Annotated in this window: 16 protein-coding genes and 1 pseudogene; 10 read left to right on the top strand and 7 right to left on the bottom strand. The window is 70.9% G+C overall.

Annotated elements, in window-relative coordinates; genetic code table 11:
* The first annotated feature begins 79 nt into the window (after window positions 1-79).
* Window positions 80-733, top strand: a complete 654-nt coding sequence (locus tag D7W81_RS25120) for an MBL fold metallo-hydrolase (RefSeq protein ID WP_244227412.1) — start codon at window positions 80-82, stop codon at window positions 731-733.
* A 6-nt stretch (window positions 734-739) separates the two neighbouring features.
* On the opposite strand, the gene D7W81_RS25115 is transcribed toward D7W81_RS25120, so the two are convergent.
* Together D7W81_RS25115 and D7W81_RS25110 are read right to left on the bottom strand one after the other, a co-directional pair.
* Window positions 740-1540, bottom strand: a complete 801-nt coding sequence (locus D7W81_RS25115; RefSeq protein ID WP_120557929.1) for a hypothetical protein — start codon at window positions 1538-1540, stop codon at window positions 740-742.
* Window positions 1530-2429 carry a dimethylarginine dimethylaminohydrolase family protein gene (locus D7W81_RS25110; protein ID WP_120557928.1) on the bottom strand — a complete coding sequence of 300 codons (900 nt, stop codon included), beginning with the start codon at window positions 2427-2429 and terminating at the stop codon, window positions 1530-1532. The genes D7W81_RS25115 and D7W81_RS25110 overlap by 11 nt, the downstream gene beginning before the upstream one ends.
* Window positions 2430-2647: 218 nt before the next feature.
* Between D7W81_RS25110 and D7W81_RS25105 the strand changes: the two genes are divergently transcribed.
* Both D7W81_RS25105 and D7W81_RS25100 read left to right on the top strand, forming a co-directional pair.
* Complete coding sequence (locus D7W81_RS25105; protein ID WP_120557927.1) at window positions 2648-4255, top strand: cation:proton antiporter; 1608 nt, start codon at window positions 2648-2650, stop codon at window positions 4253-4255.
* A 96-nt stretch (window positions 4256-4351) separates the two neighbouring features.
* Window positions 4352-6091, top strand: a complete 1740-nt coding sequence (locus D7W81_RS25100; RefSeq protein WP_147445613.1) for a DUF7151 family protein — start codon at window positions 4352-4354, stop codon at window positions 6089-6091.
* Window positions 6092-6095: 4 nt separating this feature from the next.
* Here the strand turns inward: D7W81_RS25100 and D7W81_RS44190 are convergent, their stop codons facing one another.
* Both D7W81_RS44190 and D7W81_RS25090 read right to left on the bottom strand, forming a co-directional pair.
* Complete coding sequence (locus tag D7W81_RS44190; protein WP_120557925.1) at window positions 6096-6755, bottom strand: SRPBCC family protein; 660 nt, start codon at window positions 6753-6755, stop codon at window positions 6096-6098.
* Entirely contained in the window at window positions 6752-7402 is a 651-nt protein-coding gene (locus D7W81_RS25090; protein ID WP_120557924.1) for a 2OG-Fe(II) oxygenase, read from the bottom strand. Before D7W81_RS25090 ends, D7W81_RS44190 begins: the two co-directional genes overlap by 4 nt.
* A gap of 288 nt (window positions 7403-7690) precedes the next feature.
* Between D7W81_RS25090 and D7W81_RS25085 the strand changes: the two genes are divergently transcribed.
* Entirely contained in the window at window positions 7691-9955 is a 2265-nt protein-coding gene (locus tag D7W81_RS25085) for a di-heme oxidoreductase family protein (protein WP_208721452.1), read from the top strand.
* Between the two features lie 68 nt (window positions 9956-10023).
* Here the strand turns inward: D7W81_RS25085 and D7W81_RS25080 are convergent, their stop codons facing one another.
* A complete protein-coding gene (locus D7W81_RS25080; protein WP_120557922.1) occupies window positions 10024-11340 on the bottom strand; it encodes a hypothetical protein in 1317 nt (438 codons plus the stop codon).
* 267 nt (window positions 11341-11607) lie between these two features.
* Between D7W81_RS25080 and D7W81_RS25075 the strand changes: the two genes are divergently transcribed.
* Window positions 11608-12300, top strand: coding sequence for a hypothetical protein (locus tag D7W81_RS25075; RefSeq protein ID WP_120557921.1), 693 nt, complete (start codon window positions 11608-11610; stop codon window positions 12298-12300).
* 3 nt (window positions 12301-12303) lie between these two features.
* Here D7W81_RS25075 and D7W81_RS25070 read toward each other — a convergent pair whose 3' ends face one another.
* A complete protein-coding gene (locus D7W81_RS25070) occupies window positions 12304-15162 on the bottom strand; it encodes a hypothetical protein (protein ID WP_147445612.1) in 2859 nt (952 codons plus the stop codon).
* A gap of 180 nt (window positions 15163-15342) precedes the next feature.
* Between D7W81_RS25070 and D7W81_RS25065 the strand changes: the two genes are divergently transcribed.
* Window positions 15343-17052 carry a GTPase gene (locus D7W81_RS25065; protein ID WP_120557919.1) on the top strand — a complete coding sequence of 570 codons (1710 nt, stop codon included), beginning with the start codon at window positions 15343-15345 and terminating at the stop codon, window positions 17050-17052.
* A 222-nt stretch (window positions 17053-17274) separates the two neighbouring features.
* Here the strand turns inward: D7W81_RS25065 and D7W81_RS44615 are convergent.
* Window positions 17275-17442 (bottom strand): annotated as a pseudogene (locus tag D7W81_RS44615) (M23 family metallopeptidase); the annotation flags it as partial.
* Window positions 17443-18062: 620 nt separating this feature from the next.
* Between D7W81_RS44615 and D7W81_RS25055 the strand changes: the two are divergent.
* From D7W81_RS25055 to D7W81_RS43615, 4 genes are all read left to right on the top strand, one after another.
* Entirely contained in the window at window positions 18063-18713 is a 651-nt protein-coding gene (locus D7W81_RS25055; protein WP_120557918.1) for a TetR/AcrR family transcriptional regulator, read from the top strand.
* Window positions 18714-18733: 20 nt separating this feature from the next.
* Entirely contained in the window at window positions 18734-19636 is a 903-nt protein-coding gene (locus tag D7W81_RS25050) for a sterol desaturase family protein (protein WP_120557917.1), read from the top strand.
* Window positions 19637-19804: 168 nt separating this feature from the next.
* Window positions 19805-21394: a glucose-6-phosphate isomerase gene (locus tag D7W81_RS25045; RefSeq protein WP_120557916.1), complete on the top strand. Its 1590-nt coding sequence runs from the start codon at window positions 19805-19807 to the stop codon at window positions 21392-21394.
* A 948-nt stretch (window positions 21395-22342) separates the two neighbouring features.
* Window positions 22343-22567 (top strand): hypothetical protein, encoded by a 225-nt coding sequence (locus D7W81_RS43615; RefSeq protein WP_244227411.1) that lies wholly within the window; start codon window positions 22343-22345, stop codon window positions 22565-22567.
* The last annotated feature ends 109 nt before the right edge of the window (window positions 22568-22676 follow it).

The raw sequence follows: 22676 nt of genomic DNA, 5'->3' as shown, positions 1-22676 counted from the left end.
GGGAGGGCCCGCTGGAGGGGCAGGCAGGCAGCGGAGCACACCCCCTTGGATTCAAGGGCAGGTGCCTAGCTTTCTCCGCATGAGCGAGCCCAAGGCCCAGGCGAAGAAGACGGTGGAGATCGTCCCCGGCGTGCACCACTGGACCGTCTCCGACGACCGGGTCGGCGGTGGCCGCAGTGACGCCTACGCGGTGGTGGATGAAGACGGCACCGTCACCCTCATCGACCCGCTGCCCATCGACGAGAAGGTCCTGCGCAAGCTGGGCGACATCGACGCCATCGTGCTCACCGCGGGCAACCACCAGCGCTCCGCGTGGCGCCTGCGCAAGGCGTTTGGCGTGCCCGTCTGGGCGCCGGAGGGCGCGCAGGGTCTGGAGGAGAAGCCGGACTTCGAATACGTGAACGGCACCACGCTGCCGGGCGGCCTCAGCACCTTCCAGACGCCGGGGCCCACGGAGGCCATGTACACGCTCTGGCTCCAGAAGAGCCCGCACGCGGTGGTCTTCATCTCCGACCTGCTGACCCATGAGGGCCGGGGCACGCCCACGTTCGTCCCCGGCGAGTACCAGGACGAACCGCTGCGCACGCGCTCCAGCATCCAGCGCATCCTGGACCACCTGCCCCTCCAGACCGTCTGCTTCGCGCACGGCGCGCCCATCCTCACGGACGGCGCCAGCGCCCTGCGCAAGGCCCTGGAACAGGACGACGAGTTCCCGCACGCGCCCCCGCCCTGAGCGCCTTCAGCCCGGGGGGAGCTCGCGCACCAGCACGTGGCCGTCGTCCTGGCCGGGAGGCACCAGCTCCAGCCGTGCCCCCGCCTCCGCGCGGTCCAGCAGCGCCCCCAGCACCAGCAGGTCGGTGACGGGGACGCGGGTGGCGGCGGTGGAAGCCGCCCCCTCTCCCCGGAGCATCGCCCGGGCCACGCGGGCCTCGTCGGAGAGGTCCGTCTCGTAGACGAAGGTGCGCTCGTCGTAGTCGTGTCCGCCGGGAACGCGCCCCACCAGCCGCATGGGCCCCAGCCGCGAGTGCACTCGCACGGCGGGGTTGTCCCACTGGGTGATGCCGCGCAGCCGCTTCGCGCGCACCATGCCCAGCGTGAGCAGCTTCACCCACGCGGACGCGCCCCGGCCCGGCAGGAAGCTGAAGAGCGACACGCCCACGAACAGCCCCGGCGTCAGCGACGGCGCCACGTAGCAGGCCGCGCCGATGGCCAACTCCTCGTCCGCCAGCAGCAGCCGCTCGCGCGCGGGCGCCTTCAACAGCCGCGCGGGACAGCGCAAGAGCCCGATAGCCCCCGGCAGCAGGTACAGGTCCGACAGCACCCAACGCGGCACGCCGATGCCGCCGAACGCCAGCTGGTTGAGCGTGAGGTATTGCCGCGCGAGCTCCGCGTTGTGCTCCGCCAGCAGGTGCGTCACCGGGATGCCATGCGGTGCCAGGTCCAGCGACGGGACGTGCACGCCGGAGCCCAGCGCCTGCAATGACAGCTCCGGGGTCGCGGCGAAGAACGCCTGGGCCAACGGCGCGAGCTCACCCGCCATCGGCTTCGAGGTCCTTCGCCACGACGTCCAGCCGGTACTCCGGAGGAATTGAAACGCGCGAGGCATCCACCGACGCGCGCGACACGAGGCAGCGCGACGAACCGCCGCCCTTCTCCGTCAGCTCCGGCATCGGCATGGGCACCACGCGCATACCCAGGCGCTCGAAGGTCTCGACGATGTGAGGGGGCATCACCGTGGGCGCGAGCAGGTCCTTGCCCAGGGGCAGGCCGTTCGTCGCGTAGCGGCGGATGTCCGCCTCCGTCACCCGCACCAGCCGGTCCGCGCCGAAGCGCTGCTCCAGGAGCGCCACCGACTCCGGCGCCATCACGTCCGGACACACCACCAGCCGGTCCACCGCCGGCAGGGGCAGCACCGCCATGTTCCCGTGGAACGCGGGCTCGCGCACCTGCACGCGCAGCACCTCGCCGGGGAAGGACTTCTGCGCCGCCTCCAGGCCGTCGAGCGTGGTGCGCCCGCCCCAGAACAGCAGCGTCACGCCGTCGAACGCCGCCACGTCGCCGTGCGCCTCCCAGATGCCCACGCCCGGGTCCACGACCTCCAGCCCCATGCGCCGGGCCAGCGGCGTCCAGTGGTCGCGCTCCGCGAACCGGTGCGCGCTCATCATCCGGGGCAGGAGGAACAGCGGGGCCTGGCCTTCGCGCGCCACCACCTGGCCGCACTCGGCCGCGTAGGGCATGCCCGTCAGCGCGTCCGACGGCGAGGGCAGCGCCACCACCGTGCCCCCTCGCGACTCGATGTGCCGGGCCAGCGTCAGCCACTCCCGCCGCGCGCCGCGCGCATCCGCGGGAGCGGCCTCACGGCTGCGGAAGTTGGAGCGGCCTCGCAGCGCCCAGCCCCGGCCCGGGGGAGACATGAGGAAGAGGTCCATCCCCCGCTTCTAGCCGCCAGCCCGGGGGGTCACAACGCATCCCGTCCGCCCCACCCGCTCGCCTGAAGTCCGGCCGTCCACCGCCCCACAGTGCATGGGAAGGCCGTGGAGAGCGCCAGCTCGCCCCCTCCTGTTTTTTCACCCGCGGGGGGTGCCCCACCGCCCCGCGCGCATGGCATCCTTCCCCTCTTTTTTGAGCACAAACGGGGCTGGGATTCATGCACTTCGAGTTGGCCTTCGTGCTGCTCTTCTCCATCGCGACGGCGGTGGCGATCGCGGCGCGCTACTTCAAGTTTCCGTACACGGTGGCGTTGGTGCTGGCGGGCCTGGGCCTGGGCATCGTGCATGCCTTTGAGCCGCCGCACCTGACGAAGGAGCTGCTGTTCGCGGTCATCCTGCCGGGCCTGCTGTTCGAGGCGGCGTTCCACGTGGACTTCCGCAAGTTCATGAAGAACAAGCTGGCCATCACCTCCATGGCCATCCCGGGCGTGGTGGCGTCCATGGCGCTCACGGCGCTGTTCCTGTCGCCGGCCATGCGGGGGATGAAGCTGATGGAGGGCTTCGGCCTCATCCACGCGATGGTGTTCGCGTCGCTCATCGTGTCCACGGACCCCATCGCGGTGGTGGGCCTGTTCAAGGCGCTGGGCGCGCCCAAGCGGCTGGCCATCCTGGTGGAGGGCGAAAGCCTGCTCAACGACGGCACCTCCGTGGTGCTCTTCACGCTGGTGGTGGGCGTGGCCGGAGGCCAGGCGTTCACCGTGGGCAGCGCGGTGATGGACTTCATCAAGGTCGCCGGCATGGGCGCCGTCATCGGCGCGGCGGTGGGCTTCGTGGTGGGCAAGGTCATCCTGCGCGTGGAGGACGCCATGGTGGAGATCACCTGCACGGTCATCGCCGCGTACGGGTCCTTCGTGGTGGCGGAGCACTTCCACTACTCGGGCGTCATCGCGGTGGTGGTGGCCGGCATGGTGTGCGGCAACTGGGCGGCCCAGGAGGGCATGGGCCCCTCGGTGCGCATCGCGGTGGAGAGCTTCTGGGAGTACCTGGCGTTCGCGCTCAACTCGGTGGTGTTCCTGCTCATCGGCCTGGAGGTGCAGCTGTCGTCACTGCTCGCGTCGTGGCTGCCCATCCTGCTGGCGTACGGGGCGGTGCTGCTGGGCCGCGCGGTGGTCGTCTATGGCGTGTCCGGCCTGCTGCGCTTCACGCCGGAGAAGCTGCCGTGGAAGTGGAGCGCGGTGCTCACCTGGAGCGGCCTGCGCGGCGCGGTGTCCATGGTGCTGGTGCTGGGTCTTCCTGAGGACTTCGCCCACCGCGAGCTGCTGGTGAACATGACGTTCGGCGTGGTGGTGCTGTCCATCATCGTCCAGGGGCTCACCATGGCGCCGGTGCTCAAGGCGCTGGGCATCACCGGCGTCAAGGACGTCTACCAGGAGCAGTACGAGCTGGCCCGGGGCAAGCTGGGCGCCATCCACGCGGCGCTCGCGTCGCTGGAGACCATGCGCCGCGGCCGGGAGATTCCGGTGGACGTGCTGGAGCCCCTGGAGCGCGACTACCAGCAGAAGGCGCAGGCGGTGGAGCAGCATCTCACCACGCTCAAGCAGCAGTCCAACCGCTTCCATGACGAGGAGAAGCAGGAGGCCATCCGCCGCGTCCTCATCGTGGAGAAGGACGCCCTCTTCAGCGCCTACCAGCAGGGCACGCTCAACAAGGAGGTCTTCGAGCACCTCACCGCGGAGCTGGACGAGCGCATCGCGCACGCGAAGGACGCGGAGTCCCACGTCGAGCCCGAGGAGACCCACGCCCCGCCGAAGGCCCTCGCCTCCTGAACGGACCGGCCCTGGCGGCCGGGCTCTTCTCCTCGTCCGGAGGGGTGCGGGCCCGGTATCCTCGCGGTGTTCCGGCGGACAGGCGAGGCGGCACGCATGCGGTGGTGGAATCGAGGTACGTGGCTGGTGCTCTCCTTCGTCGCGGGAGGGTGCGCACCGCTCGACCTGACCGGGGTCACCCCGCGGGCCCCGGCGCTCTCCCGCATCGTCGAGGAGGCGCCGGGCGCCGCGTGCGAGGCCGGAGGAAGCGCCCTGCAGACGGGGCTGGACCTGGACGGGGACGGCACGCTGGCGGACAGCGAGGTCACCCGCACCGAGTACGTCTGCGACAAGGCCCCCGCCCGTTCCGCGTCCGTCCTCGCGCGCGTGCGGCCGGTGAACGCGACCCCGGTGTGCTACGCCACCGCGACCGTGCTGGAGGCCGGGGCGGACGCGAACGGCAACGGCGCGCTGGACGACGCGGAGGTCCAGGCCTCCCACGCCTTCTGCAACGCGGACAGCACGCGGATCCGCTACGCGGTCCAGCCCGAGCCGGCTGACGGCCGCTGTGGCCGGCCCGGAACGAAGGTGGACGCCTACGTCGACCTGGATGGCGACGGGCAGCGCACCCCGGACACGGAAGACCTCGTCACGCTCGCCGTCTGTCAGGCCTCGCGCGTCCATGACGGCGACTACGTGGTGGCCAGCGCGGCGGACCTCGCCGCCCTCCAGGGCGTCACGCGCGTGGAGGGCAACCTCGTCGTCACCAGCGAGACCCTGACGGACCTGGCCCTGCCGGAGCTGGCCGTCGTCCTGGGTGCGCTGCGCATCGAGAACAACGCCGCGCTGGCCCACGTCACGCTCCCCGGCTTGAGGTTCGCCCGGAGCGTGGAGCTGATCTACAACCCCCTGCTGGAGACGGCCTCCCTGGGCGCGAGCGCCGCTTCGCCGGTCTTCGTGGACGAGGACCTCATCGTCACGGGCAACCCGCTGCTCGCCTCGCTCGACGGCCTGGGCACGCTGGCTCCCCGCAGGAAGGTGAGCGTGGTCAACAACGCCCGGGTGGAGGCCCTGTCCCTCCCCGGCGTCACCCACCTCCACGAAGGCCTCTCCGTGCAGGAGAACCCCGCGTTGAGGTCCCTGTCCTTCCCCGAGCTCAGGTCCGCCGGGTACGTCTCGCTGGCCCACGACGCGTCACTGGAATCCCTCGCGGGCCTCTCCGCGGTCAGGAGCGTGGAGAGCCTGCTCCTCATCGACCTGCCCGCGCTGGGACCGCGCGCGGCCCTGGACAACCTCCAGTACGCACAGAGCATCTCCGTGGCGGAGCACACCGGCATCAAGTCGGTGGGCTTCCCGCAGCTGCTCCGGGTGGACGTCCTGGACATCCGTGACAACGCCTCGCTGGAGTCCGTGAGCGGCATGCACCCGATGCTCCGGGTGACCACGTCGCTGCTCATCACCGGCAACGGCTCGCTTCACACGGTGGAGTACCTGCCCGGCCTCACCTCGCTCGACTACCTGGACGTGACCCGCAACGCGGTGCTCACCGACCTGGGAGGCCTGCGCGGGCTGGTCCTGCTGAAATCCCTCTCGGTCCACCAGAACGGCCAGCTCCAGACGCTGGCCTCTCTGAGCGGGCTGCGCGAAATCGACGGGCTGGCGGTGACGAGCAACCCGAACCTCCAGGCGCTGGGCCTGGAGGGCCTCACGCGGGTGGCGTCCTCCTTCACCGTGCAGAACAACCTCGCGCTGCCCGAGTGCCTGGCCGGGCGGCTGGCGGACCGCGTGTACACGGGGCCCCCCGCGCAGCGCACCATCAGCGGCAACGACGCCGCGGCCCCCTGCACCCCGCCGTGAGCGGTCAGCTGGCGCCGCCCTCCACCCGCGACTGGAGCACCGCGCCCAGCACGTCCGCGGTGTCCTCGCGCAGCCGCGGCAGGTGCGTGTAGAGCAGGTCCTCCACCTGGGCCACCGCCTCCTTCGCCGCACCCGCCTCGCGCAGCCCCGCCAGCACCGCGTACGCGGCCACCGCCAGCGGCCCCACGTAGCCGCGCGACTCCTCCCAGAACTCCTCGAAGCACGGCACCGCCTCCCCCGCCACCACGCGCTCCAGCCGCCCCAGGCACGCCTCCCAGTAGGCGAGGTGCGCGTCCCGGGCCGCGTCGTCCGCGAACGGCCCCTGGCGCAGCTCCAGCCGCGTGCCCCCTTCGCCCGCATGGAAGGTCAGCTCCGCGCGGGTGCGCCCCGGCGGCACCGGCCCGCCCTCCCAGTCCATCTCCAGCGCCAGGAACCGCCCCGGGTCCACCTCCACGATGCAGCCCACCTGCGAGAACACCCGCCCCGCCGCGTCCCTCAAGCCCACCCGGTAGGGCTGGCCCAGCGCGCCTGGATCCGGCGCGTGCGTGCGGTGGCAGCCCGGCGGCGCGCCGAACCAACGGCGGATGAGCGCGGGCTGCGCGAAGGCGGGGAACACCGCGTCCGGCGGCGCGGGCAGCTTCCACTCCAGCTTGAGCTCGCTCACGCCCGGACCCCCGAGCGCGTGCGCAGCTCGAAGCGGGGCACGTTCGCCAGCAGCTCCTCCGGCGCGCGGTACTGCTCCACCACCAAGCTGATCCGCGAGTCCTCCGGCGCCTGCCCGCCGGAGGTGATGGCCTCCACCTCATGCAGCAGGTCGCCCCGGAACATCACCAGCGCGTTCTCCTGGGGCTTGAGCTCCGCCACCTGACCGCCCCGGTGGTACAGCCGCAGCGCGCCGCCCCGGAGTTCCTTCGGAACCTGGACATACAGCACGCTCACCGCCACCGGGCAGCCGATACTCGGGCCGTAGAACTCAAGACTCCGGTCGATGTGCGCCGCGACGCTCCGGCCCTGCCCCACCAGCAGCGGGTTGAGCAGGAAGGCGTTGCACTCCGGCAGGAGCGTCTTCGCCAGGTACGGCGCGAAGGCCGGAAAGCGCCGGGTGACGTCCGGCAGCGCGTCCCGGCGGAACGTCAGCGAGAAGCCGTAGGTGCCGGAGAACTGCCCCGACAGGTTCGACTCTCCCAGGAGCGGCGAGCCCAGGATGGCCGAGCGGATGGAGGCCGTCGTCTCCTCGGGGAGGGCGTCCGGGGTGCGGTGGAAGAAGGTGTCGAGCCGGAAGGCTCCACCCCACGGTGGCTGGAAGCGCATGACCCGGAGTCTACCGGGCCACGCCGCGCCGCCCCATCCCCCGCCGCCCCTCTGGGCAGGGCCCCTTCAGACCCCTTCCGCAACACGTCGCGTCAATCCCTGACAACGCGGCGCATCAGGAATGACATCAATTTCACTTATTTATCAGTTATCAGGTCTAAGTCGAATTCTCCGGCCTCCCACCTTGCGGCTTCCGGCCGTTCCGACTTTCTTCGGACAAGCTACGAAGTCCCCTTCGCAGCACTCGCCGTCCCACGCCCCAATCACCCCCACATGGAGTTCGCAACCATGAGCCGAAGCAGACTCACGGGAATCGCACTCGCATTCCTGGCCGTCAGTTGTCTGGCGGTTCCCTCCGCAGAAGCCGCCACGTATGGCGTTACGCCGTCTGGCTCCTCCGCCGTCTTCTACGTCGACACGACGGACTGGGCGGACATCCACTACAAGCTCAACAACGGCCAGCAGCTCAACATCCGCATGACGGTGACGGGCGGCCGCAACCAGTTCGCGGTCACCGGCCTCTCCGCTGGCAACTACATCGACTACAACTTCACGTACTGGGACGTGTCCTGCGCCTGTGCGCGTGACACGGCCTGGACGCGCTACACGCATACCGGCACCGGCGGCGGCACGGACGCGGGCACCGGCACCCCGGACGCGGGCACGGGCGTGGACGCGGGACCTCCGCCCAACGGCGACGCGGGCCCCGTGGTGCCGCTGTTCACCAGCGCCACCGCGCTGGAGCCGGCCACGGTGGAGAACACCTCCACGGCCATCATCACCCGCGTGGGCGACCGCGTTCGCGACCGCCACATGCGCGAGGACATGTACCAGGCGTACGACCACTACCTGAAGCTGTACTTCGAGAAGCGCACCCACTGGATCGAGATCGTGGACGAGGTCGCCAAGGGCGGCAGCGTCATCACGGTGAACCTGTACACGATTTATCCGTACGACTCGCCGGACTTCCGCGCGTTCTTCCGCGGCCTCAACACGGTGGCCGAGTACTTCCACAACGCGGACTTCGTGAAGGTGAACGACTACAAGTACACGTCGTCGGTGAACTTCAACGCCAAGGAAGGCCGCGCCATCCGCGTGGGTGACCGGATGGAGCTGGAGATTGGCGTGTTCCTCCAGGCGCCGGTGGAAGGCCGCTTCAACTACTACTCCACGGGCATGCTCTACATGGTGGGCCAGGGCGGCGTCGTCCCGTTCGAGGGCCAGGGCAGCCTCCGTGACTCCTTCCCGCTGCCGCAGAAGGCGCTGTCGGGCGGCATGACCACGCTGCACACGCCGTTCTCCAACGAGCCCGACAACCGCTTCCTGCAGATGGCCACCAACCTGGCGCCGGTGAACGCGCAGCCCTTCGTCGAGGGCCGCCGCCTGCACCACACGAACTTCCGCGACGGCAGCCACTCCGAGCCGGACAACCCGGTCTTCAGCGCGCACGCGAACAAGCTGGGCAACAACTACGTCAACGTGTCCTGCATCTCCTGCCACAAGCAGAACGGCCGCGGCCTGCCGCCCGCCACGAACACCACGCTGGACAACTACGTGGTGAAGGTGGGCAAGGTGAACGGCGGCACCGTGACGGTGGACCCGGCGCTGGGCTTCCGCCTGCAGCCGCGCGCGGTCAGCGGCACGCCGGAGGCGGACGTGCGCATCTCCAGCTGGACGACGACGGCCAGCGGCACGCTGCCCGGCGGCACGGCGTACAGCCTGCGCAAGCCCAACTACAGCTTCCTCAACGTGACGCCGACGAACTTCTCGCCGCGCATCACGCCGCAGCTGGTGGGCCTGGGCCTGCTGGAGGCGGTGCCGGAGTCGCAGGTGGCGGGGCTGGCGGATCCGAACGACGCGAACGGCGACGGCATCTCCGGCCGCATGCAGACGGTGAAGGACCCGGAGACGGGCGTCACCCGCATGGGCCGCTTCGGCTGGAAGGCCGGCACGGCGCGCGTGAAGCACCAGGTGGCCGAGGCGCTCAACAGCGACATGGGCGTGACGACCAACGTGTTCAAGACGCAGGACTGCGGCTCGTCGCAGCAGGGCTGCGCGGGCTCCAGCACGGAGCTGGGCGACAGCGAACTGGACCGGATGACCCGCTACATCGCCCTCCTGGGCGTCCCGGCTCGCCGCGACCACTCGGACGCGACGGCGGCCCAGGGTGAGACGGTGTTCACCAACGCGGGCTGCGCGAAGTGCCACGCGCCCACGCTGACCACCAGCCAGTACAGCGCGATGAACGAGTTCCGCAGCCAGACCATCCGCCCGTACACGGACCTGCTCCTGCACGACATGGGCGCGGGCCTGGCGGACAACCTGCCGGAAGGCCAGGCCTCCGGCGCCGAGTGGCGCACCGCTCCGCTCTGGGGCATCGGCCTGACGGCGGGCGTGTCCGGCGGTGAGGCGTACCTGCACGACGGCCGCGCGCGCAGCGTCACCGAGGCCATCCTCTGGCACGGCGGCGAGGGCGAGGCCGCCAAGCAGGCCTTCGTGAACCTCAGCGCCGCGGACCGCAACGCGCTCCTGAAGTTCGTCAACTCGCTGTAAGGCGGGAAGCCGGCTTCAAACCCAGACGCCGGGTGGGGGCCACCGCGCCTCCACCCGGCGGCGTCGCATCAGGGCGCGAAGGGCGGCGCCTCGTAGCCCACGGTCCCGGTGTTGCCGTCGTAGGTGTTGGCGCTCTGGGTGAAGGTGGCGTTCTTGAAGACGAAGACGCCCCAGCCGGCGCCCTGCGACACGAGCGAGTCGGACAACTGCAGCCGGCCCCGCCCCGTGCCGCTTCCCACGGAGATGCTGGCCCGGATGTCGCCCGTGCTCGTGAAGTAGTCACAGCAGAAGGGGTCCGAGCCGCCGTGGCTCACCCGCGCGTGGGCGAGGACGTTGTCCGGGTCCATGGAAAGGATGGAGATGCCCTTCCAGTACCCCGGCGTCTCCGTCCTGCCCGTGAACACGATGGGCGCCTCCGCCGTCCCCCGCGCCACCAGGGAGCCCGTCTCCGTGATGCGGAGCCCGGACTCCGCCTCGAACTGGAGGCGCACGCCCGGCTCCAGGGTGAGCTCCCCCGCGTACTCCACGGTCGTGTCCGGAAGGCCGGTGGAGACGCCATAGGGCACGTCCAGCTTGCGCAGCGTCTGCGCCGTGGCGGTGTCCGCTTCCGGCGCCGCAATCAGGTGGACGACGTTGTCGCCGTTGGCCTCCGGCTGGGTGGGGCTGTTCCCGGAGTAGATGCTCGCGCCATCCAGCGCGCCCGCGATGGACAGGCTCACGATGGCGGGCGCGCCCAGGTTGCCCCGGAAGAGGTTCCGCGAGAAGCCAGGCAGCCGCGCCTTGTTGAAGGCGAACAGGCCCTGCGTGCCGCTCTTCTCCACCGTCGTGTGCGCGATCCGCACCTGACTGGTGCCGCCCTGGTTGGACCCCACCACCACGGACGCCCGGGCCTCCAGCCTGCCGCCCGGTCCGTAGAAGAAGTCACAGCAGAAGGACTGCTCGCTGCCCGCGTAGGAGATGACCACGTGCTCCAGCGCGTTCTCGGGGGTGTTGGACTTGAACGCGAGCCCCCTCCAGAAGCCCGGCGTGGGCGTCCTCCCCGTGAAGGTGATGGGCGCGGCCTCGGTGCCCACCGCGTTGAGGGAGCCTGTCGCGGTGACGAGCAGGCCCGCGTCGGGACCGAAGCGGACCACCGTGCCGGGGGCGATGGTGAGCGCCCCGCGCACCTCCACGACGCCCGTCACCTCGTAGGAGCACCGCTCCTCCCCCGGCGCCCAGGCCGTCGTGGAGGTCTGTGCGTTGGAGATGGTCCGGACACAGCCGCTGGTGGAGGGGTCGTCGCCGGGGCCATCCCCCGGGTCCTGCTCCTCTCCGCCGCAGGCCACCAGCACGGAGGCCACCGCGAAGGGAAGGAGGTGCGGCAGGCAAGACAGGGATCGCGTCATGGATGTCACCCAGGAAGGAGCCAGCGGCGAAGGCCGCGCTCGCACATGGGGGTTACGCCTGCGCCGCCCCTTATTCTCACGAAGGGGGAAGTAACGCGGACCACATCAGGGGATGCCACCTGACACCCCGGGCGGCCCGGGTCACTGCGCACCGGAGCACGGTCGGCGTCCGCGATGCGCAATGGCAGACAAGCGTGGGGGAGTCCCCACTCCCGGCATGGTGAAGCGTTCCGACATTCCGGGGGCCCCTTACCCCGGAGAACGCCCATGGCGCACCGTCCAGCCCCTCCGCCGCCGCTTTCCGACAATGCCCTCCAGGCGGAGGCCGTGGCCTTCCTGGACGCCCGGGGACACTGGCTGACCGCCGTCGCGGCGCGCAGGGTGGCGGCGGTGCGCGAGTTCTTCCGGCAGCACGCCCACCTGCGGCGCGACTTCCTCCGGGAGCGGGCCGAGGAGGAGCGCCGGGAGGGGCGGCTCGCCCTGGAGCTGTTCTCCCGCGCGGCCCAGCGCGTCCGGTGGCTGCTCACCACCGGCGACGGCCCCACCACCCGCATCCATGGCGCGGAGGCCGGACGCGACCTGGGCCTGCTGTTCGCGGGCACGGACTCCGGCCTGAATGGCCTGACGTCGGAGCGGGACCAGCGCTGGAACGTCAACCACCCGCACCCGCTTCCACCCACCGGCTTTCGCGCGAGCCGCCCCGACGAGGACCCGACCCACCACCTGGCCTTCTACGCGATGTTCGGCGCCTCCAACGAGAGCTTCCCCGAAGAGCAGCTGAACACGCTGATGGGCACGCTCAGCGACATGGGTCCTCCGGCGGATCAACACCTGGCCTGGGACGGCATCGACCTGGGGCGCCAGCTGGGCGACCCGCGCTTCGACGTGAACGCCTGGCTCTGGAAGACCGTGGGGGACGCGGCCCAGCTCCCACAGGCCGCCGAGGCCGTCGCGAGCTGAGGCTCAAGGGATGGGCGTCAGCGGCAGCAGCACAAGTTCCTTGGAGTATTTCTTCGGGTCCTCGGGTTTGCCCCAGGGGATCCGCACGTAGGACAGCCAGCGGCCATCGGGCGACGCCATGGGGGCGCGCACGCCGTAGTCCTCGGACTCCAGGGGCAGCTTCCAGCACGTCCACGGGCGCACCGCCGTGCACAGCCACGGTGAGCGTTCGTCCTTCGGGGCGTGCAGCAGGAACCGGCCCTCCCCCAGGGAGGCGGAGCCTCCGCCGGCCCGCGCCGCGAGCGCCAGCTCCTCCACGGTGGGTGCACGCGTGCGCACGGGGCCCGCGTCCTCGGGGGCCTCGTAGACCTTGAACTCCGGGGCCAGGTCGCCGCGCGAGGTGTCCGCGATGAGCGAGGCCCGCGGCGACAGCGGCAGGATGTCCCGCATCGCATCCGAGAAGGGAAAGGTGCGGCCTCCCACCGGATAGCAGCGTGTTTGATACTGCGACTTCACGAGCAGGTCCTCTCGCGGGAACGGGCGCTCCTGTCTGTCGACCGCGGTCCCCCACTTGCGCGCCGCCGGGTCGTAGCAGCGCACCTGGCCGGCCTCGGGGTCCATGCACAGGGCGCCGTCCCTCCAGTACAGCTGGGGCTGGCGCTCCGGGGGGATGCGGGGAACGGACTGCACCTGGCTGATGACCTCCGCCCTGCCCTTCACCGCCCCGACGCGCAGCGGAAGCGGAAGCGTGGCGGCCTGGAGCCGCTGCTGGAGGGCGCGCATGCCGTAGCGCTCGGCGCACGCGCCGTCGGTCTTCAGCGAGACCTGCCGCTCCGGGTGGAACCCCTCCGCGAGCGCCTTCCGGGCGGAGATGGCCTCCAGCGCCGTGGAGAGACAACCCATGCGGGAGATGCGGCTGTCCTCCTTGGGCTTCACCCACGCCATCTCGCGCGCGTCGTCGTTCAGCTTCACCAGCCGCGCGAAGGCGTCCAGGGCCTCGATGGCGGGCGCGTCGTCGCGGGCGAGCAGCGCCTGGAGCCGGGTTTCGGTCTCCGGCGCCAGGCTCCAGCGCACCGCGCCGAACGCCCCCATGTTCGCGGCCAGCGTCAACGCAGGGAAGCCGGGCACGCCCTCGACCCACAGCGACAGGCGGCCCGCCTGACAGCGCACCTTCACATCGCCCATGGCGGACCGGCTGTCCCCGGTGACGGCGGAGGTGGAGCGAGCGAACTTCAGGTCCTCGGTGACGGTCAATTCCTGACGCAGCCTCACCCGGTCGCTGTCGCAGGCGTCCGCGGGGCGGTTGTATGGCGAGACGGTGCGCCGCGTCTCCAGCTCGAAGGGGATGCGTGGATCCTGGCCCAGGTCGCAGGCGATCCGCGCGCGGAAGAGGCGCTCTTCGTCGTCCCACTTCAGCGCGGGTCCCGCCCAGGCCGGCTTCTCCATCACGACGTCCGTCCGCACGAGGCGCGGCTCCGTCGAAACGGGCTCGCGGGGCGCGACGTACGGGCCCAGCTCCAGGGAGCGCACGACCAGACCCAGCGGCTCATCCGTGTCCACCTTGCTCGAGGGTGGACCGCGCATGTAGGCGACCCACCGGCCGTCCGGGGACACGCGGGCCTCCGACAGCGGGTGGGCGCCCTCATCGTCAGGCGAACCGTCCCACTGGAGGGACCAGCACCCCAGGGGCCTCTGCACGGAGCAGAACAGCTTGTGACTCTCGTCCAGGATGAACCGGCCTTCGCCAAAGAGCCGGGAGCCCGCGGACGCGAGCATCGGCTTCTTCAGTTCCTCCGCTTCCGGCTCGCGCAGGCGCGGTGGGCCGTTTCCTTCGGGGACCTCCAGGACGCGGGCCCCCTGGTCCGGCCCGTACCAGAGCAGGACGGCCCGGGGAGACAGGCGCAGTTCGGGCTCGAGGTGCTGGGGAAGCCGGACGTCGCGGGTCCCCAGGCGAACGCCGCAAGCGCCCACGCGAGTGCTCCCGGTGGCCAGGCTGCCGCGGTCCACGGGGACGGTCTTGCCCCAGCGCCGCGTCACCGGGTCGTAGCAGCGCATCCGCTTGCCGGTGTCCTGCCGCACCATGCACAACCGTCCCTGGCGCCAGAACAGGTCCGAGTCCTCGTTCGAGTTCCCTTTGGACGGCCGGACCTCGCCGATGGTTTCGGGAGCGCCTGCCTTCAGCGGCGGCCGGTCTCCCTCCAGGTCCGGAGCCAGGGCGGCGCGTTTCCGGGCGCGCTCGAGCGCGGCGGCCAGCCCCGCGACGCTGTCCGCCTCCAGCATGTTCGCCTCGCGAACGGACATGCGGGAGGGCACGCCCTTGCCCACCAGGAAGTCCCATTCCTCCAGCGCCCCGCGGGCCCCGGCGTCGTCCCGGACCAGCAGGGGCAGGAAGCGGGCTTCGCTGTCCCGGGACACCCGGAACTTCACCGAGCCGGAGGTGGCGCCGATCCCAATGGGCTCCAGTGTCAGCAGGGGGGACTCGGGCACACCTTCCACGGCCAGCTCCAGCCGCCGCGCCTGGCAGCGGACGCGGATGCGGGGGCGCGGGGGAGGCGGTGGCAGCTGGGTGCCAGGAGCGTCATCCACGATGCGAAACTCGCGCTCGACGCGCGAGCCGTCTGGCAGGGACAGCTTCTGTCGGATGACCGCCTCGGCGGGCCGGCAGAAGTCCGGGATGGCCTGCGTCACCTCCACGGTCTGGGTGACGGTGATGCCGGGGGTCTTGCCCAGCCCCAGGTCACAGGCAGCGGACCCGGTGAGCTGGGAAGGAAGCGCCTTCGCCTCCGCGAAGGTCCGCGGCTCGGCGTCGAGGACCACGCCCTGCGGCGGAGCTTCCGCGGCGACGGCCAGGGTCGCGAACAGGAACGGCGACACTCCCAGCAAAGACAGACACCACCCACGAATGTCACGGAAGCGCATGCGCCCCGGACCGTAGCAGCAGGTCATCCCCCACCGTCCAGGGAGGGGCCGGTGAACACGAACCACGGGGGAATGCACGCTGGCGCACCGTCGCCGCGCATCTTCGTAGCCAGGGCGCGTCCGTCACGCCACGCTGGCCCTTCCGTGGACGACACCCGCCTTCCCGACCCCGAAGCCCTCCGCCCGCTGCTCACCGACGCCCTGTCGCTGCCCGCGCTCCAGCCGCATGGCCCGCGCCTGGAGCGGCTGCTGGAGGACTACGCGCGGGGCGTGGCCCGGAAGGACGCGCCGCTCGTCGTCGCGCTCGTGGGCGCCACCGGCGCGGGCAAGTCCACCCTGCTCAACGCCCTCTCCGGCCAGTCACTCTCCCGTGAGGGCGTGGACCGCCCCACCAGCACCGTCTCCACCCTCTTCGCGCCGGAGGGCACGCCCACGGACGAGCTGGCCCGCACCGGCGCGCGCGTCGTGCGCTACACGCCCGGCCCGCAGGGACTGTGGAGCGGTCAGGTCTTCATCGACACGCCGGACCTGAACAGCGTGGCCACGGCGCACCGGGACGTCGCGCGCGCGGCGCTGGACAAGGCGGACGTGGCGCTCGTCGTCATGCACCGGGGCAGCGTCGCGGAGGCCACCCAGGTGGACTTCCTCACCGAGTTCGCCCGCCGCCGCGCGCTCGTCTTCATCCTCAACTTCGCGGACGAGCTGTCCGCCGACTCACGCGACGCGCTGAAGTCCCAGGTCCGCCGCGTGGCCACCCAGCACTACGGCCTGGCCGCGGAGGACGTCCCCGTCTTCGCCATCAGCGCGCGCGCCGCGAAGGACGGCCAGGACGTGTCCGGCGAGTTCGGCCCGCTCCTCTTCCACCTGCGCGGGCTGGCCACCCAGGCCGTCGCCGCGCGCGTGCGCCACACCAACGCGCTGGGCGCGCTGGAGGAGTTCGCCTCCACGGTGCAGACCGCCCTCAACGACACGGACGCACTGCTCGCGAAGACGCGCACCGCGCTGGACGCGGGCCTCGCTCGCGCGGCGGAGGCGCTCCGGGGGGACTTCGACGCGCGGCTGGCCCTGGCCCACGGGCACCTGGCGTCGGAGGTGCGCCGGCAGGCCGCGGGCCGCTTCTGGGGTCCCGCCGCGTGGGGACTGCGGCTGTCATTGTGGGGCGCGTCCGGCATGGGCGCTGGCGCGCTGGTGGCCCGCCGGAGTCTGCCCGCGGGGCTCGCCGTCGCGGCGGCCTCCACCGTGGTGGATGCCGTCAGGGACCGCACCCGTGCCCGGGCCGCGGAGGTCGCCGTGGTGGAGCCCTTCGAGGATGACTTCCTGGCGGAGTCCGCCGCGCGCACCGCCCTGGCGGAGGCGCGCAGCGTGGCGCGCACCCAGGGCCTGGAGGCGGAGGTCCTGGGCGTGCCGGACGTGGAGGCGATGCTGGCGGAGCTGCGCGTGGCCCGGGCGGGCGCCTGGCGCTACACGGCCTCCACCGCCGTCGCGGAGGCCGTGGCCCGCTGGTGGCGCACGGCCCGGTGGCTGGTGTTGCCGCTCATCAACCTGCCCCTGCTCGCACTGCTGGGGCACGTGGGGTACCGCGTCGTGCGCGGCTACGTGGAAGGCCCCCTGTTGCCGTTGGAGTACTTCCTCAACGCGGGGGCCTTCTTCGGGCTGCTCGCGGGCGCCGGAGCGCTGCTCGCGTCAGCGAGTCTCGTCGGAGCCGCTCGCCATGCGGGGCGCGCGGGCCGGGGGCGTTTTGTCGAGGCCCTCGCCGCCCTGGGCGGGAGGCTGGGAGAGGCCGTCGATGATGGCCTTGGCACCGGGCGGCAGGCCGCGCGACGCATCCTGGAGCGGATTCGCGCTGTCGGGTGACATGGACATCACGGCCTGGCCGGGCAGGTGGACGCCGCCGTTGGAGGCCATCATCGGCTGCGCGGAGTCCTTGCACAGCGGCGCCGACACCAGCGTCTCACGCACCGGATCACCGAAGCCCGCGATGCGCGCGGGCACGGAGGGGTTGTTCCACCCGGCGCCCTGCTCCTTGGCGACCTTGAAGTGCAGGTGCGCGCCGCACGCCCAGCCCGTCGCGCCGGAGAAGCCGATGAGCTGGCCCTCCTTCACGCGCTCACCGGCCTTCACCACCACGGCGCTGAAGTGCAGGTACTGCGTCTCCAGCCCGTCGCCGTGCGAGATGACGACGTAGTTGGCCAGCGGCGCGAACTGCTCGCCGCATCCGCCCTGACGGCTGTCGCCACGCGCCATGCGCACGACACCGTCGTGCGACGCCACGATGGGCGTGCCTTCCGGCATCCGGAAGTCCCACGCGAACGTGTCGTTGTGCTGGTGGCTGCCAGTCTCATGTCCCTGGCTCACCGTGTAGATGCGACCACACGCGAACGGCACGCCTACCTCAGGCAGGTTCGCGACCGCCTTGTTGGCGGAGGGAGGGACAACCGGGGCCGAAGCCAGGAGGGAGCCGACGAGAAGAGCGGTAATGGTCATATCGGGGCGGGCGGACAACCAGTGCAAGGGCTTGGGCTATTTCCCTGGGATTTTCGCTCAGTCCCGAACGGATCACTAGCAGCCGAGCCGCGCCCCGCTCCTTCTCCAGGGGGCGACCCTTGACCACATTCCAGAGGAGAAATGGCTCCGAAGCACGGGAGCGCCTGTCTCCCTGCCTGTCCGGTTGGCGGGCCTGACGCCTCGAAGTCCTATCCGCTCCAATCCCTGCCAGCTATGCGGAGGTAAAGACAGACGCCCGTCTGTCCGGCTGTCCCACAGGCAGGCCTGTGAAGGCCGCCGCCGCGGGAGCAGCTAACGGGTTACGCACCGCATCAACAAAGTGACTGGTCACTTTTTAAGTGACCGGTTATCCTCCCCGCATGTCCCCGAAGTCCGCCCCCAAGAAGGCTCCGGCGAAGGCCGCGGTCCCGGCGCGCCGCACGCAGGCGGAGCGCCGTGAGACGACGCGCCGCAAGCTGCTGGACGCCACCATCGAGGCGCTGGTGGAGCAGGGCTACGCGCGGCTGACGACGGTGGAGGTGGCGAAGCGGGCGGGGGTGTCGCAGGGGGCGCTCTTCACGCACTTCGAAACGAAGGAGGAGCTGCTCGCGGTGGCGGTGGAGCACCTCTTCCCCCGCATCATCCAGGACTTCCTCGCGGGCGTGGGCGCGCGTCCGTCCGGCAAGGACCGGGTGGGGGCGGCGGTGGACATGTTGTGGGCCGCCTACCAGCGGCCGGAATTGCAGGCCGCCATCGAGCTGTATGTCGCTGCGCGCACCGTGCCGGAGCTGCAGAAGGCGCTGGCGGCGGTGGACGGCCCGCACCGCCAGAACCTGCACCGCGTGGCGCGCGAGCTGTTCCCGGACGTGGCCGCCACGCACCCGGACTTCGACGACGTGGTGGAGCTGGCGCTGGACGCGGTGCAGGGCGCGGCGGTGGGTGGCGCGGCCCGCCCGGAAGACCCGGCGCACCGCCGCATGCTGGACACGCTGGCGCGCTTCATGCGCGTCGCGTTCGCACCCAAGGATTGATTCGCAGGAGGTCAGCAGCCATGGACATGACGCACATCCCCGACCTCATCACCCCGGCCATTCCGGTGTTCGTCATCACCGTCATCGCCGAGGCCCTCTGGGTGAGGAAGCTGCGGCAGGAGCGCGGCGACACCCTCAAGGGCCACACGTGGAAGGACACGTTCGCCAGCATCTCCATGGGCCTGGGCAACGTGGCCGTGAGCGTGTTCTGGAAGGGCGTGGCGTTCGCGGGCTACGCGGCGCTCTACCACCTGACGCCGCTGCGCCTGGGCCACGGGCTGGTGGCGTGGGTGCTGCTCTTCTTCCTGGAAGACCTCTGCTACTACGCCTTCCACCGCGTCCACCACGAGAGCCGCCTCTTCTGGGCGTCGCACGTGGTGCACCACTCCAGCCAGCACTACAACCTGTCCACGGCGCTGCGGCAGACGTGGACGCCGATGACGGGCTGGGTGTTCTGGGCGCCGCTGGCGCTGCTGGGCTTCTCCCCGGAGATGATCGTCACGCAGCAGGCCATCAGCCTGCTGTACCAGTACTGGATCCACACGGAGGCCATTGACCGGCTGCCGCGCCCGGTGGAGTGGCTGTTCAACACGCCGTCCCACCACCGCGCGCACCACGCGTCCAACACGGCCTACATCGACGTGAACTACGCGGGCATCCTCATCATCTGGGACCGCCTCTTCGGCACGTTCGTCCCGGAGACCGAGCGCCCCATCTACGGGCTGACGAAGAACCTCACCACGCACAACCCGGTGCGCATCGCGTTCCACGAGTTCGCCGCCATCGCGAGGGACGCGGCCCGCCCGGGGCCGCTGAGCCAGCGGCTGGGCTACATCTTCCGCAACCCGGCGTGGAAGCCGAAGGGGGCGCCGCGGCCGGAAGCCGCCCCGCCGTCCGTGGAGGCCGCGCACCCGGCCCCCTGAGGCTCCCGCACCCGGGCTGGACGACAGCCCGGGGTGGGAACCGACGTCCAGGCAACGCGGGGCGCGACATCGTTGCGTCCGCGCCGTGCGGGCCTTGCTACGGTGCGCCGCGACGGTTCTGGCGGGCGCCGCGCATGAGGTCGGCGCCCCTTGCAAGGGAGTCGGGTCATGACGGAGCGCGAGTTGTGGGAGCGGTACCAGCGGCACCTGTGCGTCGTCCCTTCCGTGGGGCTCACGCTGGACATCTCCCGCATGAACTTCGGCGCGGACTTCCTGGACGGGATGCGCTCGCGCATGGACGCGGCGTTCCAGGCCATGGATGCGCTGGAGAAGGGCGCCATCGCGAACCCGGATGAGAAGCGCCGCGTGGGCCACTACTGGCTGCGCGCCCCGGAGCTGGCGCCGGAGGCCGGGCTGAAGACGGCCATCACGGACATGCAGGCCCAGGTGGCCGCGTTCGCGAAGGACGTGCACGCGGGCAAGGTGAAGCCCGCCAGGGCGGCGAAGTTCACGCAGGTGCTGATTGTCGGCATCGGCGGTTCGGCGCTGGGCCCGCAGCTGGTGGCGGACGCGCTGGGCAGCGGCCGGGACGCGATGCAGGTGCACTTCCTGGACAACACGGACCCGGACGGGATGGACCGGGTGCTCAACGGCCTGGGCGAGCAACTGGCGGAGACGCTCGCCGTGGTCATCAGCAAGTCCGGCGGCACCAAGGAGACGCGCAACGGCATGCTGGAGGCGGAGGCCGCCTGGAAGCAGCGCGGCCTGGACTTCGGCGCGCACGCGGTCGCGGTGACGGGCGACGGCAGCGAGCTGGACGCCTACGCCAAGGGCCACAAGTGGCTGCGCACCTTCCCCATGTGGGACTGGGTTGGCGGGCGCACGTCGGTGATGTCGGCGGTGGGGCTGTTGCCGGCGTGGTTGCAGGGGCTGGACGTGGACGGCTTCCTCGCGGGCGCGAAGGACATGGACGCGGCGACGCGCGTGCATGACGTGGCGGCGAACCCGGCGGCGCTGCTCGCGCTGATGTGGTTCCACGCGGGCGGCGGCAAGGGCCAGAAGGACATGGTCATCCTGCCGTACAAGGACCGGCTGATGCTGATGTCCAAGTACCTCCAGCAGCTGGTGATGGAGTCCTTGGGCAAGGAGCTGTCGCTGGACGGCCAGGTGGTGAACCAGGGCATCGCCGTCTACGGCAACAAGGGCTCCACGGACCAGCACGCGTACGTGCAGCAGCTGCGCGAGGGCGTGAACAACTTCTTCGTCACCTTCGTGGAGGTGCTGAAGGACCGGGACGGCAAGTCCCTGGCGGTGGAGGGTGAGAACACCAGCGGCGACTACCTGCTGGGGTTCCTGCTGGGCACGCGCCGGGCGCTGTTCGAGAAGGGCCGCGAGTCGATGACGCTCACCGTGCCGGACGTGAGCGCGCGCACGGTGGGAGCGCTGGTGGCCCTGTACGAGCGCGCGGTGGGCCTCTACGCGAGCCTCGTGAACATCAATGCCTATCACCAGCCGGGCGTGGAGGCGGGCAAGAAGGCCGCGGGCCGCGTGCTGGAGTTGCAGGGCAAGCTGCTCTCGAAGCTGAAGGCGGCGAAGGCGGAGGCGCGCTCGGCGGATCAGCTGGCGCAAGACATCGGCGCGGCGGAGGAAGTGGAGACGGTGTTCAAGCTGCTTCAGCACCTGTCCGCGAACGGCGACCACGGCGTGAAGCGCACGGGCGGCGCGCGTCCGGCGGAGGCCCGCTTCCAGTCCGCGTGACAATGCATTGCCCGCCGGGGCAATGCCTGACGGTTCCAGGCGAAGGCTAGCCTGGACCGTCATGGGCCGAGCACATGCGGTGGGGCTGTGGCTGTGCGTCCTGGGCGGGCTGGCGGCGTGCCCGGACGTGCACCGTCCGGGAGGCAAGCTGGACCGGGCGGCGCACAAGGACGCGTTGGAGCAGATGCCGGGTTCAGGATGTGACACGGACGCTTTAAAGCGCCTCTGCCCCGACGACGCCGAGCCTAGCGAGGAGTGCGTCAATCGGTGTGGTGGACCATGACGCGGCCCTGGCACGTTCCCGTGAGCCTGATGGCTTGCCTCATGATCCTGGCCCCCGCCCTCTTCGTCCTGCGGCAGGCACGGGAAGCCAGTGCCGCACCCATGCCGGGGCCGGAGGGCCTGGTCCCCATGCTGACCTACGATGAGCGGATGCGGCGGGTGACCTACCACCACACCTGTTCGAAACAGGCCGACTGTGAGGCCCCTCTCGTCTGTTACCGCGACATCCGCTTCCGGCGCTATTGCACGGACAGCGCCTGCACGACCGACAGCCAGTGCCCTGAAGGGCAACGATGCACAACCCTGGCAGTCCCCAGCGCAGGAGCACTGGTCAGGCTCTGCGCGCTCGTCGGCCCTCGACAGGAGGGAGAGCGCTGCCTGGAAACTCCGTTCGATGCGATCTCCGCATGCACGGCGGAGTTCGAGTGCATGGGAAGGGATGGCTACTGCGCTCGCGCCTGCACCCCCGGCCAGCCCGGAACGTGTTCGGAGGGTTTCTTCTGCGCGGACGTGAAGCCGAAGGCCTCGTGTCTCCCCACTTGTGAGAAGCGCGGCTGTCCCCAAGGAGAGCGCTGCATCCCGTTCGCGGAGGGCACATCCATCTGCGCATCCATCTACGGTCCAAACTGCCTGGACACCCCCTGTCCCGATGGCCGCAAATGCGAGGTGATTTCGCACTCGGAGTTCCCCGGCAAGGTCTGGGCGGAGTGCATCCAGCGCTGCTCCGACACGAACCCGACGTGCGGCGAAGGCCAGGTCTGCGATGGCTACCGCTGCCTCCAGGCCTGTGACCCGAATGGCCCCAACCCCTGCGCCGAGGGTTTCCACTGTGACCGGCGCACCCAGAAGCTCCCGTGGTCCTGTCAGCCGGATTACTGGCGCGGCCCCTGACCGCCGCTGGACGCTCCGCCTGCCCCGGGCGCACGGGATGTAGCGGGTCCGGGCAGCTCCCATCCTGAGGGTTCGCGTCTCCCCAGGAGCCCCCGATGAAACCGTCCCC

The sequence above is a fragment of the Corallococcus aberystwythensis genome (genome assembly GCF_003612165.1).
In the GTDB taxonomy this organism is placed as follows: domain Bacteria; phylum Myxococcota; class Myxococcia; order Myxococcales; family Myxococcaceae; genus Corallococcus; species Corallococcus aberystwythensis.
The sequence above is the reverse complement of the archived record's forward strand: the minus strand, read 5'-3'. Positions and strand labels throughout refer to the sequence as shown.